Genomic DNA, 16609 nt, shown 5'->3' with positions numbered 1-16609 from the left:
TCTCTGTCTCAAGTTCTTCGCTGTAATAACCCAAAATTATTCCTTTTCTTTCTTTGTCTGAGATTATCCTAATTTGCACAAGTTATTTGTTTTTCATTCCTTAGGACATAAAACTAAAAAGATGAGTGGCGGCGCGAAGCGCCGCCACTCATCTTTTTAGTTTTAATTTGTCCTATCTATCTCTTGCGTTGCTATATACTCCTAATGATTATTAGCTTGAGGAAAAATATGGAATGGATTATCGGTACTGTGGCGATCGCAATTGCTGCTTTTACTGCTACAAATATCGATGACATTCTCATTCTCACAATTTTCTTTGCCCAAGTTGATGATAAGTTTCGTCCGCGTCATATTCTGATTGGTCAGTACTTAGGTTTTGGACTAATTCTCTTAGCGAGTTTACCAGCGTATTTAGGTGGTCTGATTATTGATCCTAAATGGATTGGACTTTTAGGACTATTACCGATCGCGATCGGGCTCAAGGATTTATTCCAAAAACAAGAAGAAGTAACTGTGCAAACTTGTACGATTCCTGAACAGAGGAAATCGTCTCTAATCGCCCCACAGACTTATCATGTGGCGGCTGTCACTTTTGCCAATGGCGGCGACAATATTGGTATTTATATTCCTTTATTTGCGAGTAGCAATGCCGTTACTCTCTCAATTACGATCGCTACTTTTTTGATTTTGATCACAGTTTGGTGTTATGCCGCCAAAAGTATCAGTAGTCATCCTGCGATCGTTAAATTCCTTGCACAATACAGTGATGTGATCGTGCCTTTTGTCCTTATTGCGCTAGGCATTTACATCCTCTACGAAAGCAAAACCTATCAATTACTTCCTTCAATTAAATTATGATTCTTCAGAGATTTCAATATTTCTACTCGCAAGTTTCTCAATAAAAATCTTCAAGCTGGGATTTTCTGGATAAAGCTTTAGGAGCGAATTGGTATTGGCATATTCCATAGAGATTGTCTGATAATATTTATGGTCTTTAGGCTTAAAGTTTGGTAAATCTCGTTTTAGGTCATTCATACAATCATTGATTTCTGATTTTTTCTCTGGAATGCAAAGAGGCATTAACCAGCATTCTATCGAGTGAACTGCGATCGCGAAAATAATTTTATCTTCATACTGATCATAAAAATCTTCACCAATTAGCAATCTAAATTTGTTTACTACTTTTGCAATTAGCTGTTCAGGTGTTAATAAGTTTCCATTTTCATCGTGATGAGCAATATCAAAAGTTTCCTTTGGTGAAACATCAGTATCTATGTGAATAATGACATACTCATTCTCTTGAAATGAATCTTTAAATTGTTTTGTCTTGCAATATTTAAGAACTCTTGTCCAACCTGCTGGTGGTTCTTTGGTATTAGGAATAGTATCCCTTGGTTGAAGCCAAGTAACTTTGATGTCAGGGTTATTAAAATATCCAGCTAAGATATTAGTAATAACTCTCTTATCGGTCACTCCCTCAACAATTCCTGCAAAAGTACGCTTTTTCATATTAGAAATTATCTGGTAGTCCTCCAATGTATCCATTCATAAAAGCCTCTGATAATGGCACTGGATCCTCATCATCTAATGGCTGTGGTGCAAATATACGTTCTGCTTTTGTATGACCATAAATATTTCGATAAATCGTAAAAAGCCTTTGTTCATCATCATGTAAATCTAATCCGTCTAAGATCGCAGGATTATGTGTTGTGAATATAACTTGTTTATCATACTTCTTAGCTAGTTCTACTAATTCTTGGATTAGTCTTGTGCATAGTTTAGGATTTAGAGAATTCTCAATATTGTCAATTGCAAAAAACTTGGGCGTATCATCGCTAACAAACAAAGCAAAGTAAAACATCAAAAACAAAAAGCCTTCATTAGAACTCCTCTGATTAAAGTACGGCAATTCTTTATCTAAATATCGATCCTTGATTTGAATAGTTCTCTCTATATCAAAATCTTGATGTATTTTAAAATCGTCAAACCAATCAATAAGTTCAAGCTTTTGCTTAACCTCATTAATTTTATCTGGACTACTATTTAAAACTCTTAAAAGCTTGAGCAACCCCTGCCCTTTAGCACCTAATGGTTGAATTTGACCTTCTTCTTCAAAGGTTCGTAATGAAGAATTTTCAGGTGAATAAATTAAAAAATCCTCTAAGATTGATTCACTTTCTTTTACTTCATTTGATACATTATTTAAAATTTTTCTAGTTGTATTATGTAAAAATTGCGTGAATATTTCCTCGTCTAAATTATGCTTAGACTCATATTCAGTATAAGGTATTTTCTCTTTGAGTGATTTTCTAATATATTCTTCCGTGACTTTCTTTATGACGCTTAAAATGGATCGCTCTATAGTCGGTTCCTCTGAATCACTAGTTTTTTCATCTAGAACATCCAAAATTTTTGCATAATAGTTAAGCATATTGAATACCTGACTCCATTTGGAGTAAGGTTTATTTTCATTGTGTAGCGCAAATCTCAAAGTAAATTTCTTGGAGTCTTGTAGAAGGAGCTTGATTGTTCTGTCAATATTTTCTTTATCAAAAGCCGATCGCATAAATTCTGGTTCAGTAACTCTAATCCCTCTAGGAGCCAAAAACTCATTATCTAACTTATTACCTGCTGCCGCACCAGCTAAAGCGATCGCTTCTAAAATATTGCTCTTCCCACAACCATTCTCACCAATAAACACATTAACCCGACCCAAATTTATCTTGAGACTGTGGATAGACTTATAGTTCTCGATTTGAACTTCGGTAAACATAGGATTGAGACTTAGGTGAGCAAACGTGATGAATTTAGCTATAGCTTAACATTCACCTTAGTTAAGAAACCACCAGCGATCGCCCAAAAAATTGCCAATAACCAGCCACCCAGAATATCGCTAGGATAATGCACACCCAAATATAGCCTTGTCCAAGCGATCGCCATAAACCAAATTCCACCCGTGACTAACCAAATTAATCGCCAATGTCTCTGAGGAATCAGAATTGCGATCGCCATCACTAGACTCATACTCAGCATCGCGTGACCACTAGGAAAAGAGAAGTCTGGCTGTGGCAAAGGGGAAACCCACTCATCAGGACGAGCGCGATGAAAGAGAAGTTTTGCAAGAAAGGTAATCAAGCCTCCACCAATGATCACTAGCCAGACATAGCCTAGCGATCGCCATTGTTTCCACCAGACTAAACCCATACTCAGCAAGGAAGTAATGGCGAGGATACCCATAGCTCCAGCGGTTTGGGTCAAGGCGATCGCAATTTGATCTAGTTCTAGGCTTTGCAAATTATGGACTTTTTTGAGAATTATGCTGTCCCAGTAAGTGACTAATGGCAAGTTGCTTATAGCGATCGCTAATAAACCAAAGGCAGTAAGCAGAGAGAGAATCACCAAAATTTTTTTTAATGTTACTTCTTTTGACTCAGATATAGATTGTGGTGAGTACTTAGACATAAAAAATGTAGTGAATTAATTTTTTGACTCAATAGGCGTTTCGGGAAGAAATTCTGGCTGTAATGCTTAAAATGCTTGACTAGCGAGAATTTCAGCCTCGGAGGTCTAAAGCGTGTGAAATACTTTGTGTTAAAGAGGTTGAGTTGGCTATGATGTTTGACCTTTCTGAAACGCCTATAGAGGCTTTTATTAAATCTCATAGTGCCATTGCTCAGTAGACTCCGCCAAAAATCTGAGCTTGCGTCCTTTACGAGATAAGAAACCCATCTTCTCAAGATCATTGATAATGCGTGTGACCGTAACGCGAGTAGAACCAATTAATTCCGCAAGTTCTTGATGTGTTAATTGCAGAGTGATTAACTTGCCATGGCGATGATCCTCTTCACCAAAGCGATCGGTTAGCCAAGCTAATAACAGCCTTAAAGCCTCATCCTTAGCTCGACTATGGGCAATCTTTAACAAAAACTCACTGGTTTGATTGCGGCGAATAATTGACTCAACATAATCTCCCCAATGCGATCGCGGAATTTCGGTTAGCTGCACATCAGTTAAGCATTCCATTTCGTAAGGAAATAATTGTGACAACTCACTGCCAATGAGATCACCCTCAGTCCATAACCCTGAGCAAATTACTTGACCATCCTCATTCCACGTTAGCGATCGCACCACCCCAGACTCAATTTTCCAGAGATAGTTAGTTTTGCGGGGCAGCATTTCACGACGCTTATAGGTAAGCCCAGTAGTCTTTGCAAGATAAATCATCAGATACCCTATCGACAAACAGTAGATTTATTTGTATTACGTTGAAGAGTATTGTATCTTACTAAATACGGTATTCCCGTGAAGTTACCGTATTTTTATTGATATTTACTTTTTGCTTTTCTCACCCCAAATAAACTTCTATAACAAAAAAAGATTTAGCTAGTACGAACCAAAACCCAAGAATCGAGTGGCGGCGCGAAGCGCCGCCACTCGATTCTTGGGTTTTATGTCTTATAAATAATTCACATAGGGATAGCCTACTCGTTGTTACTATTCTTTAGAATCTTTAGAAAGCCTTGAGAGTAAAAGCATGGCGATCGTGCCAATTACAAAACCGCTAATATGAGCGAAATAAGCCACCCCTGGTAAATTGGGATTTGCCATTGCTGCATAAACAGTTTGTCCTGCAATCCATAAACCTAAAAACACAGCCGCAGGAATAGGAATCGCAGTTATAAAAATCCCTAAAAATACTAGACTCAAAATCCTTGCACGCGGAAATCTAATCAGATATGCACCCATTACACCTGATATTGCTCCACTAGCACCCACCATTGGCACTAGCGATGTGGGGGCTGTGATTACCTGCACCAGTCCTGCCACAACTCCACAAAGCAAGTAGAAAAATAAAAACTTCCAATGCCCAAGTTGATCTTCGATATTATTCCCAAATAGATAGAGAAACCACATGTTCCCAACTAAATGGAAGATACTGGCATGGAGAAATTGCGATGAGAATAAAGCGATCGCTTCTTTTGAAGGGTTAGCAATTAATTCCTTTGGAACTAAAGCCCAATTGTCTAGCCATTCACCAAGTTGAAAGTTTGGCAAACTGACCTGATATCCAAAAATCAGCACATTCACCAAAATCAACGCATAGACAACTACAGAAGTATCTTGGGTGGGATTGTCATCATGTAAAGGAAACATTGCTAACCATAAGCGACACTTTATAGATTTTATTCCATGTCATCAAGCTTGATCCGTGGATCGACAGCCTTAAGCAATAAGTCGCCAATGAGATTACCGACTACTAACATCAAAGTTCCCAGCATTAGTCCTGCCATGACTAGATTCGTGTCTTTTTCTTTGGTTGCATCTAGCAATAACTTGCCTAATCCCGGCCAGCTAAAAAAGAACTCTGTAATAAATGCTCCACCTAGTAATCCCCCAAACTCAAATCCCAACAAAGTAATTAAAGGATTGATGGCATTGCGGAGAGCATGGACATAGATTACCTTATTCTCAGGTAACCCCTTGGCACGGGCTGTTTTGATGTAGTCTTGCCGCAATACATCTAGCAAACTACCGCGCATAATCCTTTGCAATCCTGCAAAGCTAACTACTGTCAAAGTCAAAATGGGCAAGATCATGTGATGGCTAATATCGAGAAACTTACCAAAGGGTGAGAGATCGGCAAAATCGATGCTAGTCATACCGCCTACAGGAAACCAGCCTGTATTTTGTGCCAACATTAACAATAAGATTGCCAATACAAAGCTAGGGAAACCCTGCGTTGCATAGCTCACTATTTGGATCAGGCGATCGCTCAAAGTATTTTGTTTAACGGCGCTGTAAATACCGAGCGGTATTGCCAAAAGCCATGTCGTGAATAAGGAAGCAAGCGACATTATCAATGTATTGCCAGCACGTTCGACAATAAGTGGTGTGACAGGTGCTAAGCCTTGACAACGTACTCCTAAATCACCACCTAAAGTATTTTGCAACCACAGGAGATACTGCACTATTTCAGGTTTATCGTAGTTTAGTTGCTTTTCTAACTGTTCAATGGTCTTTTTAGGCGTACTAGGATTATTTCGCAGTTCGGAAAAGCAATTTCCAGGGGACTTAGTAATTGCAAAAAAACTTAAAATTGACACGCCTAAAACGACAATAATCGCTTGTCCCAGACGCTTTACTACAAAACCTGTTGTATCGTTAATGATCAAGCGCCAGAAAGAGCGATTTCCTTGGTTTGCAGTTGTCATAGCTCAAAGTTGCTTAATCGTTTAGGTCACTTACTATGCAGTTATATTAATCTAAATTTGTGTGTAAGCGTTTAGCTCATTGAAGCGATCGCGATCGCGCCAAGTTATATAGGCTGTAGTCAGTCTTGTTAGGTCGTAAAACCAAAAGACGAGTGGCGGCGCGAAGCGCCGCCACTCGTCTTTTGGTTTTGATGCAAACCCAAACCCAAAATTTTTGTGACCAGCCTATAGCAATTTCGGCATTGAAAACACCAAAATAATTTTTTTGAAAGCCCGCAGTGGGTGGACTTTCAAAAAAATTATTTTTTATAACGAGAATTGCTCAATAGATTGGCTATAAATTGACGATTTAGGTTATGATCGGTAACTGTCGCGAATTGTATTAAATTTTTAGACTTTTACCTCTACATCACCTGATAGAACCGCAATGGCTAAGAAAAGCATGATCGAGCGCGAAAAAAAGCGCGCTAAGTTAGTTGAAAAATATGCAACTAAGCTCGAAGCACTCAAAGAAAAGTTTGCCAGTCCTGAACTGACACAACAACAAAAAGTTGCTGTACACCGTGAAATCCAACAAATTCCTCGTAACGCCAACCCTACCCGTCACCGTAACCGTTGTTGGGCTACTGGTCGTCCTCGTGGCTATTACAAAGATTTTGGCTTATGCCGTAACGTTTTGCGTGAGATGGCTCACCAAGGCTTGTTACCAGGTGTAGTTAAATCTAGCTGGTAGTTTTTGAGAACCAAAAAAGCCGTCACCAATTGGTGACGGCTTTTTTGGTTTTTATAGCAAAGCAATTTTTATAGCTGTCGCCATTCTTGTTAGGACATAAAACCCAAATAGTGTGAGGCGGCGCGAAGCGCCGCCTCACACTATTTGGGTTTTGATTTGTCCTGATACAGGTGGCTATAGCTATACTTAAAACCAAATCCCAGAAGATGAGTGGCGGCGCTTTGCGCCGCCACTCATCTTCTGGGATTTGTAATAGCTAGTGTAGACGAAATTACAAAATGGCGTAGATATTTTGTGTTTTCGGATGAGACTGCAAAGCAGTTTCAATTTCTTTTTTCCATTAGCTCAATTGGAAGCCCATCGGGATCAGCGATAAAAGCTACTTGATAGGTGCGATCACCTATGGTTTGTTCTCGTGGTGGTAATAATAATTTGACTTTGCCGAGTTTATTAACTAGATCTTGCAAAAAAACTTGCAAATTTTCTACATGAAACGATAGGTGATAGTACCCCACATAATGCTCATCACCAAACGGATTTGGGGTGTTTTTTGGCTCAGGAACTTGCATTAGTTCGAGATTAGTCCCTGCACCCTTCATCCAGCAAGCTAGCGTAATCCCTGCTGTAAAGCGCTCAGTTACCTCAAAACCTAACGCCTCATAAAAAGCGATCGCCTGAAAAATATCCGCAGTTTTAATCGAAGTATGGTGATGTTGCATAGTCTTTTTAAGTGTTAGGACTTAAGCTTTTAGGCAAGAACTTGAGTTCTTGCCTAAAAGCTTAAGTCCACTGAAGTGGACTACATAACAATTCTAAATAATTCTAAGCAACCCGTTGAAACGGGTTTAAGCTTTAAGACTGCACGCACTTGAGTGCAGGGCTACTGCGTGAGTCCTTTCTTGGGTTTGAATAGAGAATCTTTGGTGACGCACCAGACAAAATGCGGTAGAGACAACATTCTTCTCCATCGCCAAGGTTCTTGATAAAGCCGATATAGCCACTCTAGATTGTTATTACTAAACCATTCAGGAGCGCGAGTTTTTAACCCTGACCAAATGTCAAAACTACCACCCACGCCGATCCACACAGCGTTAGGACATAGATAACGATATTTTTGAATCCATAGCTCTTGACGAGGTACTCCCAAACCCACAAGGATCAGTTCGGGTTGAGAGCTTTGTAACTGTTCGCAAATTTGCTGTTCGAGCATGTCATCAAAATAACCGTGATGCATTCCAGCGATCGCCATATCCGTCCATTTTTGCTGCCAGATATTGACTACAGTATCCACAACATTAGGTGCGCCACCGATTAAGAAAATGCGCCATTGCTTTTCGGCGGCGACCTGTACAATCTGCTCCGATAGCTCAATTCCTGGACAACGGTTGATCTTTTGACCTTGAGATCGCAGATACAGCACAACTCCTGAGCCATCTGGCACAACTAACTCAGCCTGCTTAATTACATTTGCCAAATCAGGATTTTTTTGAGCCTGCATGGTCATTTCTGCATTAATGGTGACCACATGTGTACCTTGGCTAGCTTGTAGTCTCTGAGCTAGCCAATCACGGTAATTGTCATGAATATGTACGGGCAGACCAAGCACACCAAACTGACGCAAGGGATTTTCTCTCCAGATGTATTTTTGAATGGATATGATAAGTTTTTATACTCACACTCCAACCTATGGGGCTATATTACCTAATTTTGAGACTGATATAGCAAAGCAAGTTTTAAAACCCAAGAATTGAGTGGCGGCGCAAAGCGCCGCCACTCAATTCTTGGGTTTAGGGAATAAGTGGTGCGGCGCTTCGCGCCGCACCACTTATTCTTAATAGTCGCCACCTGAACCGTAGTGCCATGCGTCAAGCTGACGTTGCCATTGATATTCTTGTTCAGGTAGAAGATTGACGATCGCAGGTTCTATTTTTTGCCCAAGTTGATTTAAAAAGCTGTATGCGCCTAATCCTAGATAATGCTTTAGCCAATCTAGTAAGGTGGGAATGCCCACCTGTTGCATGATCTTTAAAACTAGTACAGGATCGGCGATAGACATCGCAAGCATCGTTTGGGCGAGGGGAACGAACTGTACTACATCTTGCAAAAATGGATAGAGAACCCGATCGCCTAGTTTCTCCATTGCCGTAAACGTTACACCTAGCAAATAGTTAATGCGATCGCTTTCGATTTGTTGATTGACAGCAACACTCATCGATTTTTGGAATAGCCAAGTTACCGACAGATTTGGCTGATAGGGCTGTAGCGATCGCAGATTTTCTTTGGACAATAAGTCATGATGCAGCGCTGTATTAATTCCATCAGTTAAGCGTGGTAAATGCCGCACCATCGCTCCAAAACCACCAAAACTAAGCGGAGATTGCATCCCTGAGCTATCACCCACTTGCAAAATTCGATCCCAAGGTGTTTGCAAAGGATTTTGTTTGTAAGATGGAAAGAAGCCAAAGAGAACTCGTTGGAATTCCAGTTTGCTAAGTTCTATTTCCTGATATTTCGGTAACCAAAATAGATAGTCTTCCATCAATTGAGCAAAACTAGGACGTTGTGGTTCGGCATCCACATAGGTAAACATATAAGTAGTTCTACCATCTTTAGCTGGAAAAGCTTCCCAAAAATACTGACATTGATTTTGAATCGGCGTAAAGCTGTAAATCAAATCGCCATAGGATTTATCGGGCATTCCCTTCGCACAACTTCCCACCACCATACAGACTCCATCGGGTTTGATGTTGCCCTGTGTTAGCGATCGCGCTTGCTTGGCGATCGGCGAGAAATGCCCCATCACATCCAGTAATAATCGTCCAGTAATTTTCTTGTTCCCCTCTCCCTCTTTGGGAGAGGGGCCGCCATCGGTGAGAGCAACTTCTACAGACACACCGTCAGCGTAGGCGATCGCCTGTTTAAATCCAGTTTGTTCTAATAACTTGCCACCAGCATCTAAAAACTTTTGTTTCAGAACTTCCAATAGATAAACAGGATCAACGCCAATATTGAGAATATCCCGCACCCAGAGATCTTTTCCACCTTGAAAGCCAACTCTCGCAGGATTATAAACAGTCGCGATCGCCTTTTCTAGTTCTGCTTCTGTGAGTAAATCTAATTCTAAAAATGCGTTTAATTCCTTGCGGGAAATATTCCATTCCTGCGCCCTACCCCGTAATGTCCCCTGTTCAATAATCGCCACCTGCCAGCCTCGACGCTGCAATGCACAGCCGATAAATATGCCCAATGTGCCACCACAGACGATCGCATCAAAATCTTTGTCGCCTAACTTTTCCTGAGATGTATGGACTACTTTGGCGATCGCTTGATCACCTTGACGATAACTTTTCCAAAAAGCATCCATGCGTTCTAACTGCGATGGAACTTCCATAGGCATTTGCGATCGCACAGTTTCAAATAAAGACATAATTTTCAAACTAATAAATGTCGGCGAAGCCGACATTTATTATCCTAGAGTTTATACCGAGGATCGCAATAGTCTCGTAACCACTTATTCGCCGCATCAGCGATCGCCGCATCACTGACATCCACAGGCGGCGCTTGTCCGACTCGCATAAAGGCGATCGCTAGCCGCCAACCGTTAGAAGTAGGAACTACAAATAACCAGTAAGCTCGCTGTGATGTTTCGGTTTTACCCGTTTGTCTTTCTAAGATCGATAGAAATATCTGTTGCGGTAGGCGATCGCTGGCTTGATCGGGGGCAAGGGGCAAAGGCTCTAGCTCTGGCTGACTGATGGTCATCACCTCGCGTTTAATCCTTAAGCGACTGTAAACGCGATTGAGATAGTCTGGTAAATCCTTAGCTAGAGCTTTACTTAAGCTCGGAAAGTCCGCAGGACAGGTACGGTTATTAATATAGGTTTCAGCTTTTGCGGAAGTAGGAATATAGGCAAATGCAGCGAGGGCGATCGCAGCCGCAAGTTTGGACAATTTTCCGATGGGATACAGCCATCTTTTGGGTGGTCGGTAGTTTGTCATCATGCTCTAAGAATATAGTTCAAAGAAGCGATCGCGCAAATAGCTGAATTGAAGTTTTGTAAGGCAACTGCTCGTTAAGTCAAGCAATCGGGCAAAATTGGTTATACCAAAACAAAAAATGGCTACGCCATTTTTTGTTTTTAAAACCCTTACTGGATTAATACCAATTCACAAAAGTGTTGCTACACTTTCGTGAATTGGTATTAATCCAGTAAGCACATACAAGTCAACACATAGGCGATCGCCGCCAGTAAAACTATGAGTTTAGACATCACTTATCTAGAACTATCGGAAGGCGATCAAGGATCGCACAAGTTCTATGAGGTCATCGTTGAGGGTGCGGAGGTGCGAATTCGCTACGGACGCATTGGCGATAAAGGTCAACAACAAAACAAAACCTATCCCACTGCCGAAAAAGCTCAAGCTGAAGCAACCAAAAAAATTAATGAAAAAAAACGTAAAGGTTATGCACCTGCGGTGATGGGAGAGCGGCAAAAGCGATCGGTGGTGACCCGTCGTTCTGTAGAAAGTGTTGCCTCTACCGCAACCCGCGCCCCCATTTTGTGGTCATTTCGGTCTGACTCAACAGCTTTTGGCATTTTTATCGATGGCGATCGCTGTTGGCTGGGGAATCAACGGGGACAAGTGTTTAATTTAGATCACCAAGGGCAGATCAATAACCAGTTCCAATTGCCTGAAGGTGTGAAATGTATAGTTGCCGATGACATTTGGATTTACGTAGGTTGCGATGATGGCAATGTTTATGACCTCAGCGGCAAATTACCTCGTCTCGCCTACGAAATCGACCCAAATATTGACATTTACTGGCTCGATATTTACGACGGTACGCTAGCGGTTTCCGATGCCAATGGCGCGATCGTCAAGATCGAACCAACAGGGGAGCAATGGACAAGACTCAGCCAAGGACAAGCAGGCTGGATGGTGCGTTGCGATGGCACAAATCTCTATCATGGGCATTATGAAGGCGTAACCGCCTACGATTTAGACGCAGGAAGGCAACTATGGCAACAAACAACTAATGGCGCGGTTCTATTTGGTTGGCTAGAAGGAGAAGGAGTCTATGCGGGAACTTCAGCCAAGAAACTCTATCGCTTAAGTAAGCAAGGTGAAGTAGAACAAATTTATGCCTGTGATGCTTCCGTCTATTCCTGTGCCGCTTCCAAGGGTGGGAAATATGTCTTTGCAGGAGATAGTTCTTCTTCGATCTATTGCTTTGAAGCCTCAGGTAAGCGGCTTTGGAAATTGGGAACGGGCTGTGGTTCAGCTCTCTCGATGCAGTTTTTAGGTGATCGCCTCTATCTTGTAACTACCGATGGCGTTTTGGCATGTGTTGATGCTTCGACTGAGGCGATCGCCTCGGCACAGACAGGGGAATTACCGAAAACTCGACAAATTGAGGCTAAGGCTTCATCCTCGGCAGCCTCTGTGAATACACCCATGGAAACTACCAGTTCCGCAAGTTCCATCACATCAGGTCAAGGCGTAATCGTTGAATGTTTTCGACAAGGAAGTGAACTACGAGTACGGGCTGTTTCCGAAGGATACAACTCTGATTGGTTTGTGCAGTTTCCACGGGATATTCGGGAAGAGGGTGCAAAGTATTGGGTGCAGGAGTTGCGCGAGTCTGCGCGAGGTGGTTTCTATCGAGCCTATGGAGATATTAAGCGCTATGTATAGCGAATTTAGGTTAAAAGTGTTTGAGCGCAAAGCATTGTAGATTAATCTCCAACACTAGTCTTCCTGATTTTTTTCTTGATTGGATAAGAAATAGTTTTTGGGATGCGCGAATAAACTTGCTGTCCTAACCATTGAGATACTAGTTCTTTGAATTCAGGATCATTCATGTAACGAGCAAACAGATCTTCATTTAATTCCATCCGCTCGATAAAGAGTGACTCTAGTACTTGGCTAAAAACCAGTTGAAATTTTTCAATAGGATTAGCTTGGGCGGCTTGAGCGATCGCCTCAACTTGGGCGGCAACTTCAGTAATCTGGTCAAAAAATAGCTGATCGGCTTCATTTAGCTCTTCTCCAAATCTTTCATTAATCAGATCGATCAGACGGGAGAGGGGAACATCACTTTCTCTGACTTTGCCACTGCCAACTTCTTTTGGTCCATCAAGTTTGGCTGCGTAGCCGACCTTGAGGCTGATAGAGCCTTCGCTAATCTTTTGGAGGCGATAGTAGGCGAGTTGAACTTCATCGTCAAACTGATAGCCTGAACTTGATGTTCTTTTTGGTAATTTCAGGGCTAAGTGTTTGAGATAGGTGTATAGCTTCTCTAAGTCACTGTCTTGATAGGGAATTACTTGACTTAGAAATGCGTAAAGGTTGCAGAAAGCCTGTACTTTACCGCGCCATAATTCGGCTTCGTCCTCTTGATTTTTGAGCAAATCCTGAAAGCGACTAACAGCTTTGTCGATCGCTGCATTCATGATTTTGTGATCGGCTTGGCTTTGAAGTTTTTTGGGTGCAAAAAATATTTCACAGAACTGGTCAACCTCTGGGTCTAAATAAATTGCCGCCTCATTTAGCTCATTTTGAATTTGATATAAGCGATCGGGATCGACTTCTTCGCCCATAGTTGCCCCGTCAAAATAAACTTTGAAGGCTTTTTGAGTTTCTTCAGGATCATTGACAAAATCGAGAATAAAAGTTTCTTTTTTGAGAGGATGAGTACGATTAAGTCGAGATAAGGTTTGAACAGCCTGTATGCCTCCAAGTTTCTTATCCACATACATTGTGTGTAGCAAAGGTTGATCGAAGCCAGTTTGATATTTATCAGCAACCAGCAGCACTTGATAGTCTCTAGTCGCAAATTCTTCGGGTAAATCTTTCTCCCTTATACCGCCATTCATTTCTGGCTCGGTATAGGTCTTTTCGGGAATTTTGTCATCAACTACGGTTCCAGAGAAGGCAACTAAGCTTTTGATGTCATAGCCTTTTTCTTTGATTAATTTATCGAAGGCTTGCTTATAGCGGACGGCTTCTAAACGTGAGCCTGTAACTACCATAGCCTTAGCCCGACCACCAATTTTATGGCGGCTGTAATTTTGAAAATGCTCCACCATAATTTCCGTTTTTTGAGAAATATTATGGGGATGAAGACGCATATAACGACTTAGGGCTTTGGCGGCTTTTTTGCGTTCAACATTGGGATCGTCTTCACAAGCTTTTAGCAGTCGATAGTAGGTTTTGTAAGTGATGTAGTTTTTGAGGACATCAAGAATAAAGCCCTCTTCGATCGCCTGACGCATCGTGTATTTACTAAAGGGTGCGCCATCGCGCCCAAAGATTTTTAGGGTTTTATGTTTGGGAGTGGCAGTGAAGGCAAAAAAGCTAATATTGGGCTGATTGCCGCGCTTGACCATACTGCGATACAGAGCCTCTAAGTTTGATTCGCCTTCTTCTGCGGCAAGTTCTTGGGCTTTTTGGTGTAACTCTTCGCCGCCAAGTACCTCTTTCAGTTTGGTAGCAGTTTCACCAGATTGGGAACTGTGCGCTTCATCGATAATGACGGCACATTTGCGCGTGGGTAATCGGCTTTTAGTTGATTCACCTCGCGCTTCAGACATTTTGGCAAGCTGTTGAGCGACAAAGGGGAATTTTTGAAGGGTGGTGATGATAATGGGAACAGCATTTTCTAGTGCCTCAGCTAGTTGGCGCGAATCTTCTTCGATTTTCTGGACTACGCCTTGACGGTGATCGAATTGATAGATGGTATTTTGTAATTGTTGATCGAGGACAAGGCGATCGGTCACGACAATGACACTATCGAAGACGCGCTTATCATTAACATCGTGGAGCGATGAGAGACGATGGGCTAACCAACCAATAGTGTTACTTTTGCCACTACCTGCGGAATGTTCGATTAGATAGTTATGTCCCGTGCCTTCGATCGCGGCGGCGCTAACGAGATCGCGCACGGCTTTTAGTTGATGATAGCGGGGAAAGATCATGGTTTCTTTTTTGACCTTTTTGCCTTCATCGGTGAGTTTTTCTTCTTCTTGAAGGTGGAGAAAGCGCGAGAGTAAATCTAGCAAGCTATCGGGTTGGAGGACTTCTTCCCATAGGTAGGCGGTGCGATAGTTGCGACCATTGGGATCGGCTGGGTTGCCAGTACCGCCGTCTCTGCCTTGGTTAAATGGCAAAAAATAGGTGGAAGTCCCAGCTAGTCGAGTTGTCATGTGGACTTCTTCGGTATCGACAGCAAAATGGACTAATGTACGCTTTTTGAAATCAAATATTTTTTCGCGTGGATCGCGATCGCTACGATATTGGGCGATCGCATCGGCTACGGTTTGGTTACTGAGAGGATTTTTGAGTTCTAGAGTAATTAATGGTATGCCGTTGACACTAAGAGTAACATCAAGGGATTGTTGATTTTTTGGGCTGAAATAAAGTTGTCGGGTGAATCCTAAAATGTTGGCGGCGTAACGGGCTTCTAGTTCTGGGTTGAGTCCGTGGGCTGGCTTAAAAAAGGCGATGCGGAGGGTTTTGCCATAACATTTGAAGCCGTGCCGTAGGGTACTGAGTGAGCCATTGGTATCCATCCATTTACAAAGGGCGGCAATAACGCGATCGCCTGTTTTGTCACCATGAGCAATCTCTAATTTCTCCCAGACTTTGGGTTGGGTAAATTGGATAAAGGCAAGTACCTCATCTGGGAAAATGGCATTTTCGCGGTCAAATTCCTGTGAGAAATGACGATGATATCCAGATGCTAATAGAACATCGGCGATCGCATTTTCAAAGGCTTGTTCAGATGTTCTATTCATGGCAATCTACGATTATCCCTTGAAAAATACTGAAGGGGAGAGGTGAAAAAAGTTAGCTAGTTTTTCGATATGTTCTACTGTGAATTTACGCTTTTTATTGAGAATTGCTGACACAATGGATTCTGTTTTGAAAATTGGAACTAGGTCTTTTTGTTGAAGGTTAAACTCATGGATTAGTGCCTTGAGTAACTCAACGCCGCTTAAATCGGGGATGGATACATACTTTTCTTCGTATTCATAAATAAGCATACCTAGAATATTGATGTAGTCTTGTTGTTCTGGTGTTATTTCGTCAGCATCGACTATGCGATCGATCATCTCTTGGACTGCAAGTAAGTCCTTTTCTGATTTGATTGGTCGTGGTGGAAATGTTTGTAGAAGTTGGATGTAATTATTAGGTTCGGCTGTAATCATAATTTTTAGTTTTTTGTAGATAGCTAATTGTTTCATTCGTACCAGTCATCTTTTTTCCAGTCGTTTCTGTCATATTCGGCATGGGTGAGAAGATTACGAATAAAAATCTTTTGGTACTTATAATCAATGAACGCAATTAAACGGTATTTATTGCCTCCGATATTAAAGACTGTCAGGTTTTTTACTTGATCGGCTGAGGCAAAAACTTCACGCACTTCTATAAAGTTTTGCCATTTGGCAGTAATAGCGATTTTATGCCAAAGAAGTAAACTCGTTTTTGAGTCTGGATGCTTTTCCCAAAATTCAATAAGGCGCGATCGCGTGATGATGTGCATATATGAGATCTTAGCAAATTGCGAAGCTAATTACAAGGGTGACGCTGATATCCAGACGCTAATAAAACATCGGCGATCGCATTTTCAAAGGCTTGTTCAGATGTAGATTTAGTTGCC

Annotated in this window: 16 protein-coding genes; 3 read left to right on the top strand and 13 right to left on the bottom strand. The window is 41.6% G+C overall.

Features of this window, described 5'->3' with window-relative positions; genetic code table 11:
- The first annotated feature begins 228 nt into the window (after nucleotides 1-228).
- Nucleotides 229-858: a cadmium resistance transporter gene (locus H6G05_RS11905; RefSeq protein WP_190578386.1), complete on the top strand. Its 630-nt coding sequence runs from the start codon at nucleotides 229-231 to the stop codon at nucleotides 856-858.
- Here H6G05_RS11905 and H6G05_RS11900 read toward each other — a convergent pair.
- The 6 genes from H6G05_RS11900 to H6G05_RS11875 form a co-directional block, all read right to left on the bottom strand.
- On the bottom strand, nucleotides 853-1509 hold the full coding sequence (locus H6G05_RS11900; RefSeq protein WP_190578385.1) for a phage tail protein: 657 nt from the start codon (nucleotides 1507-1509) through the stop codon (nucleotides 853-855). The genes H6G05_RS11905 and H6G05_RS11900 overlap by 6 nt on opposite strands.
- A gap of 1 nt (nucleotide 1510) precedes the next feature.
- Nucleotides 1511-2773: an AAA family ATPase gene (locus H6G05_RS11895; RefSeq protein WP_190578384.1), complete on the bottom strand. Its 1263-nt coding sequence runs from the start codon at nucleotides 2771-2773 to the stop codon at nucleotides 1511-1513.
- Between the two features lie 38 nt (nucleotides 2774-2811).
- On the bottom strand, nucleotides 2812-3462 hold the full coding sequence (locus H6G05_RS11890; protein WP_190578383.1) for a phosphatase PAP2 family protein: 651 nt from the start codon (nucleotides 3460-3462) through the stop codon (nucleotides 2812-2814).
- A 189-nt stretch (nucleotides 3463-3651) separates the two neighbouring features.
- Nucleotides 3652-4224, bottom strand: coding sequence for a Crp/Fnr family transcriptional regulator (locus H6G05_RS11885; RefSeq protein WP_190578382.1), 573 nt, complete (start codon nucleotides 4222-4224; stop codon nucleotides 3652-3654).
- A 270-nt stretch (nucleotides 4225-4494) separates the two neighbouring features.
- Complete coding sequence (locus tag H6G05_RS11880) at nucleotides 4495-5154, bottom strand: rhomboid family intramembrane serine protease (protein WP_190578381.1); 660 nt, start codon at nucleotides 5152-5154, stop codon at nucleotides 4495-4497.
- Nucleotides 5155-5183: 29 nt separating this feature from the next.
- On the bottom strand, nucleotides 5184-6212 hold the full coding sequence (locus tag H6G05_RS11875; protein WP_190578380.1) for an ABC transporter permease: 1029 nt from the start codon (nucleotides 6210-6212) through the stop codon (nucleotides 5184-5186).
- Nucleotides 6213-6639: 427 nt separating this feature from the next.
- Here H6G05_RS11875 and rpsN point away from each other — a divergent pair, with 427 nt between their 5' ends.
- Nucleotides 6640-6945: a 30S ribosomal protein S14 gene (rpsN, locus tag H6G05_RS11870; protein WP_094531335.1), complete on the top strand. Its 306-nt coding sequence runs from the start codon at nucleotides 6640-6642 to the stop codon at nucleotides 6943-6945.
- A 323-nt stretch (nucleotides 6946-7268) separates the two neighbouring features.
- On the opposite strand, the gene H6G05_RS11865 is transcribed toward rpsN, so the two are convergent.
- The 4 genes from H6G05_RS11865 to H6G05_RS11850 form a co-directional block, all read right to left on the bottom strand.
- Complete coding sequence (locus H6G05_RS11865; protein WP_190578379.1) at nucleotides 7269-7664, bottom strand: VOC family protein; 396 nt, start codon at nucleotides 7662-7664, stop codon at nucleotides 7269-7271.
- A 161-nt stretch (nucleotides 7665-7825) separates the two neighbouring features.
- The gene (locus tag H6G05_RS11860) at nucleotides 7826-8566 is read right to left on the bottom strand and encodes a WecB/TagA/CpsF family glycosyltransferase (RefSeq protein WP_190578378.1); all 741 of its coding nucleotides are present in this window, start codon (nucleotides 8564-8566) and stop codon (nucleotides 7826-7828) included.
- Between the two features lie 210 nt (nucleotides 8567-8776).
- Entirely contained in the window at nucleotides 8777-10372 is a 1596-nt protein-coding gene (locus H6G05_RS11855) for an FAD-dependent monooxygenase family protein (RefSeq protein ID WP_190578377.1), read from the bottom strand.
- 44 nt (nucleotides 10373-10416) lie between these two features.
- On the bottom strand, nucleotides 10417-10947 hold the full coding sequence (locus H6G05_RS11850) for a hypothetical protein (protein ID WP_242025445.1): 531 nt from the start codon (nucleotides 10945-10947) through the stop codon (nucleotides 10417-10419).
- A gap of 255 nt (nucleotides 10948-11202) precedes the next feature.
- On the opposite strand from H6G05_RS11850, the gene H6G05_RS11845 reads away from it, so the two are divergent.
- Nucleotides 11203-12642, top strand: a complete 1440-nt coding sequence (locus H6G05_RS11845) for a WGR domain-containing protein (RefSeq protein WP_190578376.1) — start codon at nucleotides 11203-11205, stop codon at nucleotides 12640-12642.
- A gap of 41 nt (nucleotides 12643-12683) precedes the next feature.
- On the opposite strand, the gene H6G05_RS11840 is transcribed toward H6G05_RS11845, so the two are convergent.
- Genes H6G05_RS11840 through H6G05_RS11830 form a run of 3 tightly spaced genes read right to left on the bottom strand, consistent with a single transcriptional unit; the run spans nucleotide 12684 to nucleotide 16492 of the window.
- On the bottom strand, nucleotides 12684-15743 hold the full coding sequence (locus tag H6G05_RS11840; protein WP_190578375.1) for a type I restriction endonuclease subunit R: 3060 nt from the start codon (nucleotides 15741-15743) through the stop codon (nucleotides 12684-12686).
- A 12-nt stretch (nucleotides 15744-15755) separates the two neighbouring features.
- The gene (locus H6G05_RS11835; RefSeq protein WP_190578374.1) at nucleotides 15756-16157 is read right to left on the bottom strand and encodes a helix-turn-helix domain-containing protein; all 402 of its coding nucleotides are present in this window, start codon (nucleotides 16155-16157) and stop codon (nucleotides 15756-15758) included.
- A 32-nt stretch (nucleotides 16158-16189) separates the two neighbouring features.
- Nucleotides 16190-16492, bottom strand: coding sequence for a type II toxin-antitoxin system HigB family toxin (locus tag H6G05_RS11830; protein WP_190578373.1), 303 nt, complete (start codon nucleotides 16490-16492; stop codon nucleotides 16190-16192).
- Between the last annotated feature and the right edge of the window lie 117 nt (nucleotides 16493-16609).

The organism is Phormidium tenue FACHB-1050 (assembly GCF_014696925.1).
Classification (GTDB): domain Bacteria; phylum Cyanobacteriota; class Cyanobacteriia; order Pseudanabaenales; family Pseudanabaenaceae; genus Pseudanabaena.
Note: the sequence above shows the minus strand (reverse complement) of the source record. Positions and strands in the feature narration are given on the sequence as shown.

What these genes read in the sequence shown, in the direction of transcription:
- H6G05_RS11885 (WP_190578382.1), bottom strand. Translation starts at nt 4,224, where the DNA reads ATGATTTATCTTGCAAAGACTACTGGGCTTACCTATAAGCGTCGTGAA.
- H6G05_RS11845 (WP_190578376.1), top strand. Translation starts at nt 11,203, where the DNA reads ATGAGTTTAGACATCACTTATCTAGAACTATCGGAAGGCGATCAAGGA.
- H6G05_RS11895 (WP_190578384.1), bottom strand. Translation starts at nt 2,773, where the DNA reads ATGTTTACCGAAGTTCAAATCGAGAACTATAAGTCTATCCACAGTCTC.
- H6G05_RS11890 (WP_190578383.1), bottom strand. Translation starts at nt 3,462, where the DNA reads ATGTCTAAGTACTCACCACAATCTATATCTGAGTCAAAAGAAGTAACA.
- H6G05_RS11905 (WP_190578386.1), top strand. Translation starts at nt 229, where the DNA reads ATGGAATGGATTATCGGTACTGTGGCGATCGCAATTGCTGCTTTTACT.
- H6G05_RS11900 (WP_190578385.1), bottom strand. Translation starts at nt 1,509, where the DNA reads ATGAAAAAGCGTACTTTTGCAGGAATTGTTGAGGGAGTGACCGATAAG.
- H6G05_RS11850 (WP_242025445.1), bottom strand. Translation starts at nt 10,947, where the DNA reads ATGATGACAAACTACCGACCACCCAAAAGATGGCTGTATCCCATCGGA.
- H6G05_RS11840 (WP_190578375.1), bottom strand. Translation starts at nt 15,743, where the DNA reads ATGAATAGAACATCTGAACAAGCCTTTGAAAATGCGATCGCCGATGTT.
- H6G05_RS11830 (WP_190578373.1), bottom strand. Translation starts at nt 16,492, where the DNA reads ATGCACATCATCACGCGATCGCGCCTTATTGAATTTTGGGAAAAGCAT.
- H6G05_RS11835 (WP_190578374.1), bottom strand. Translation starts at nt 16,157, where the DNA reads ATGATTACAGCCGAACCTAATAATTACATCCAACTTCTACAAACATTT.
- H6G05_RS11875 (WP_190578380.1), bottom strand. Translation starts at nt 6,212, where the DNA reads ATGACAACTGCAAACCAAGGAAATCGCTCTTTCTGGCGCTTGATCATT.
- H6G05_RS11880 (WP_190578381.1), bottom strand. Translation starts at nt 5,154, where the DNA reads ATGTTTCCTTTACATGATGACAATCCCACCCAAGATACTTCTGTAGTT.
- rpsN (WP_094531335.1), top strand. Translation starts at nt 6,640, where the DNA reads ATGGCTAAGAAAAGCATGATCGAGCGCGAAAAAAAGCGCGCTAAGTTA.
- H6G05_RS11855 (WP_190578377.1), bottom strand. Translation starts at nt 10,372, where the DNA reads ATGTCTTTATTTGAAACTGTGCGATCGCAAATGCCTATGGAAGTTCCA.
- H6G05_RS11865 (WP_190578379.1), bottom strand. Translation starts at nt 7,664, where the DNA reads ATGCAACATCACCATACTTCGATTAAAACTGCGGATATTTTTCAGGCG.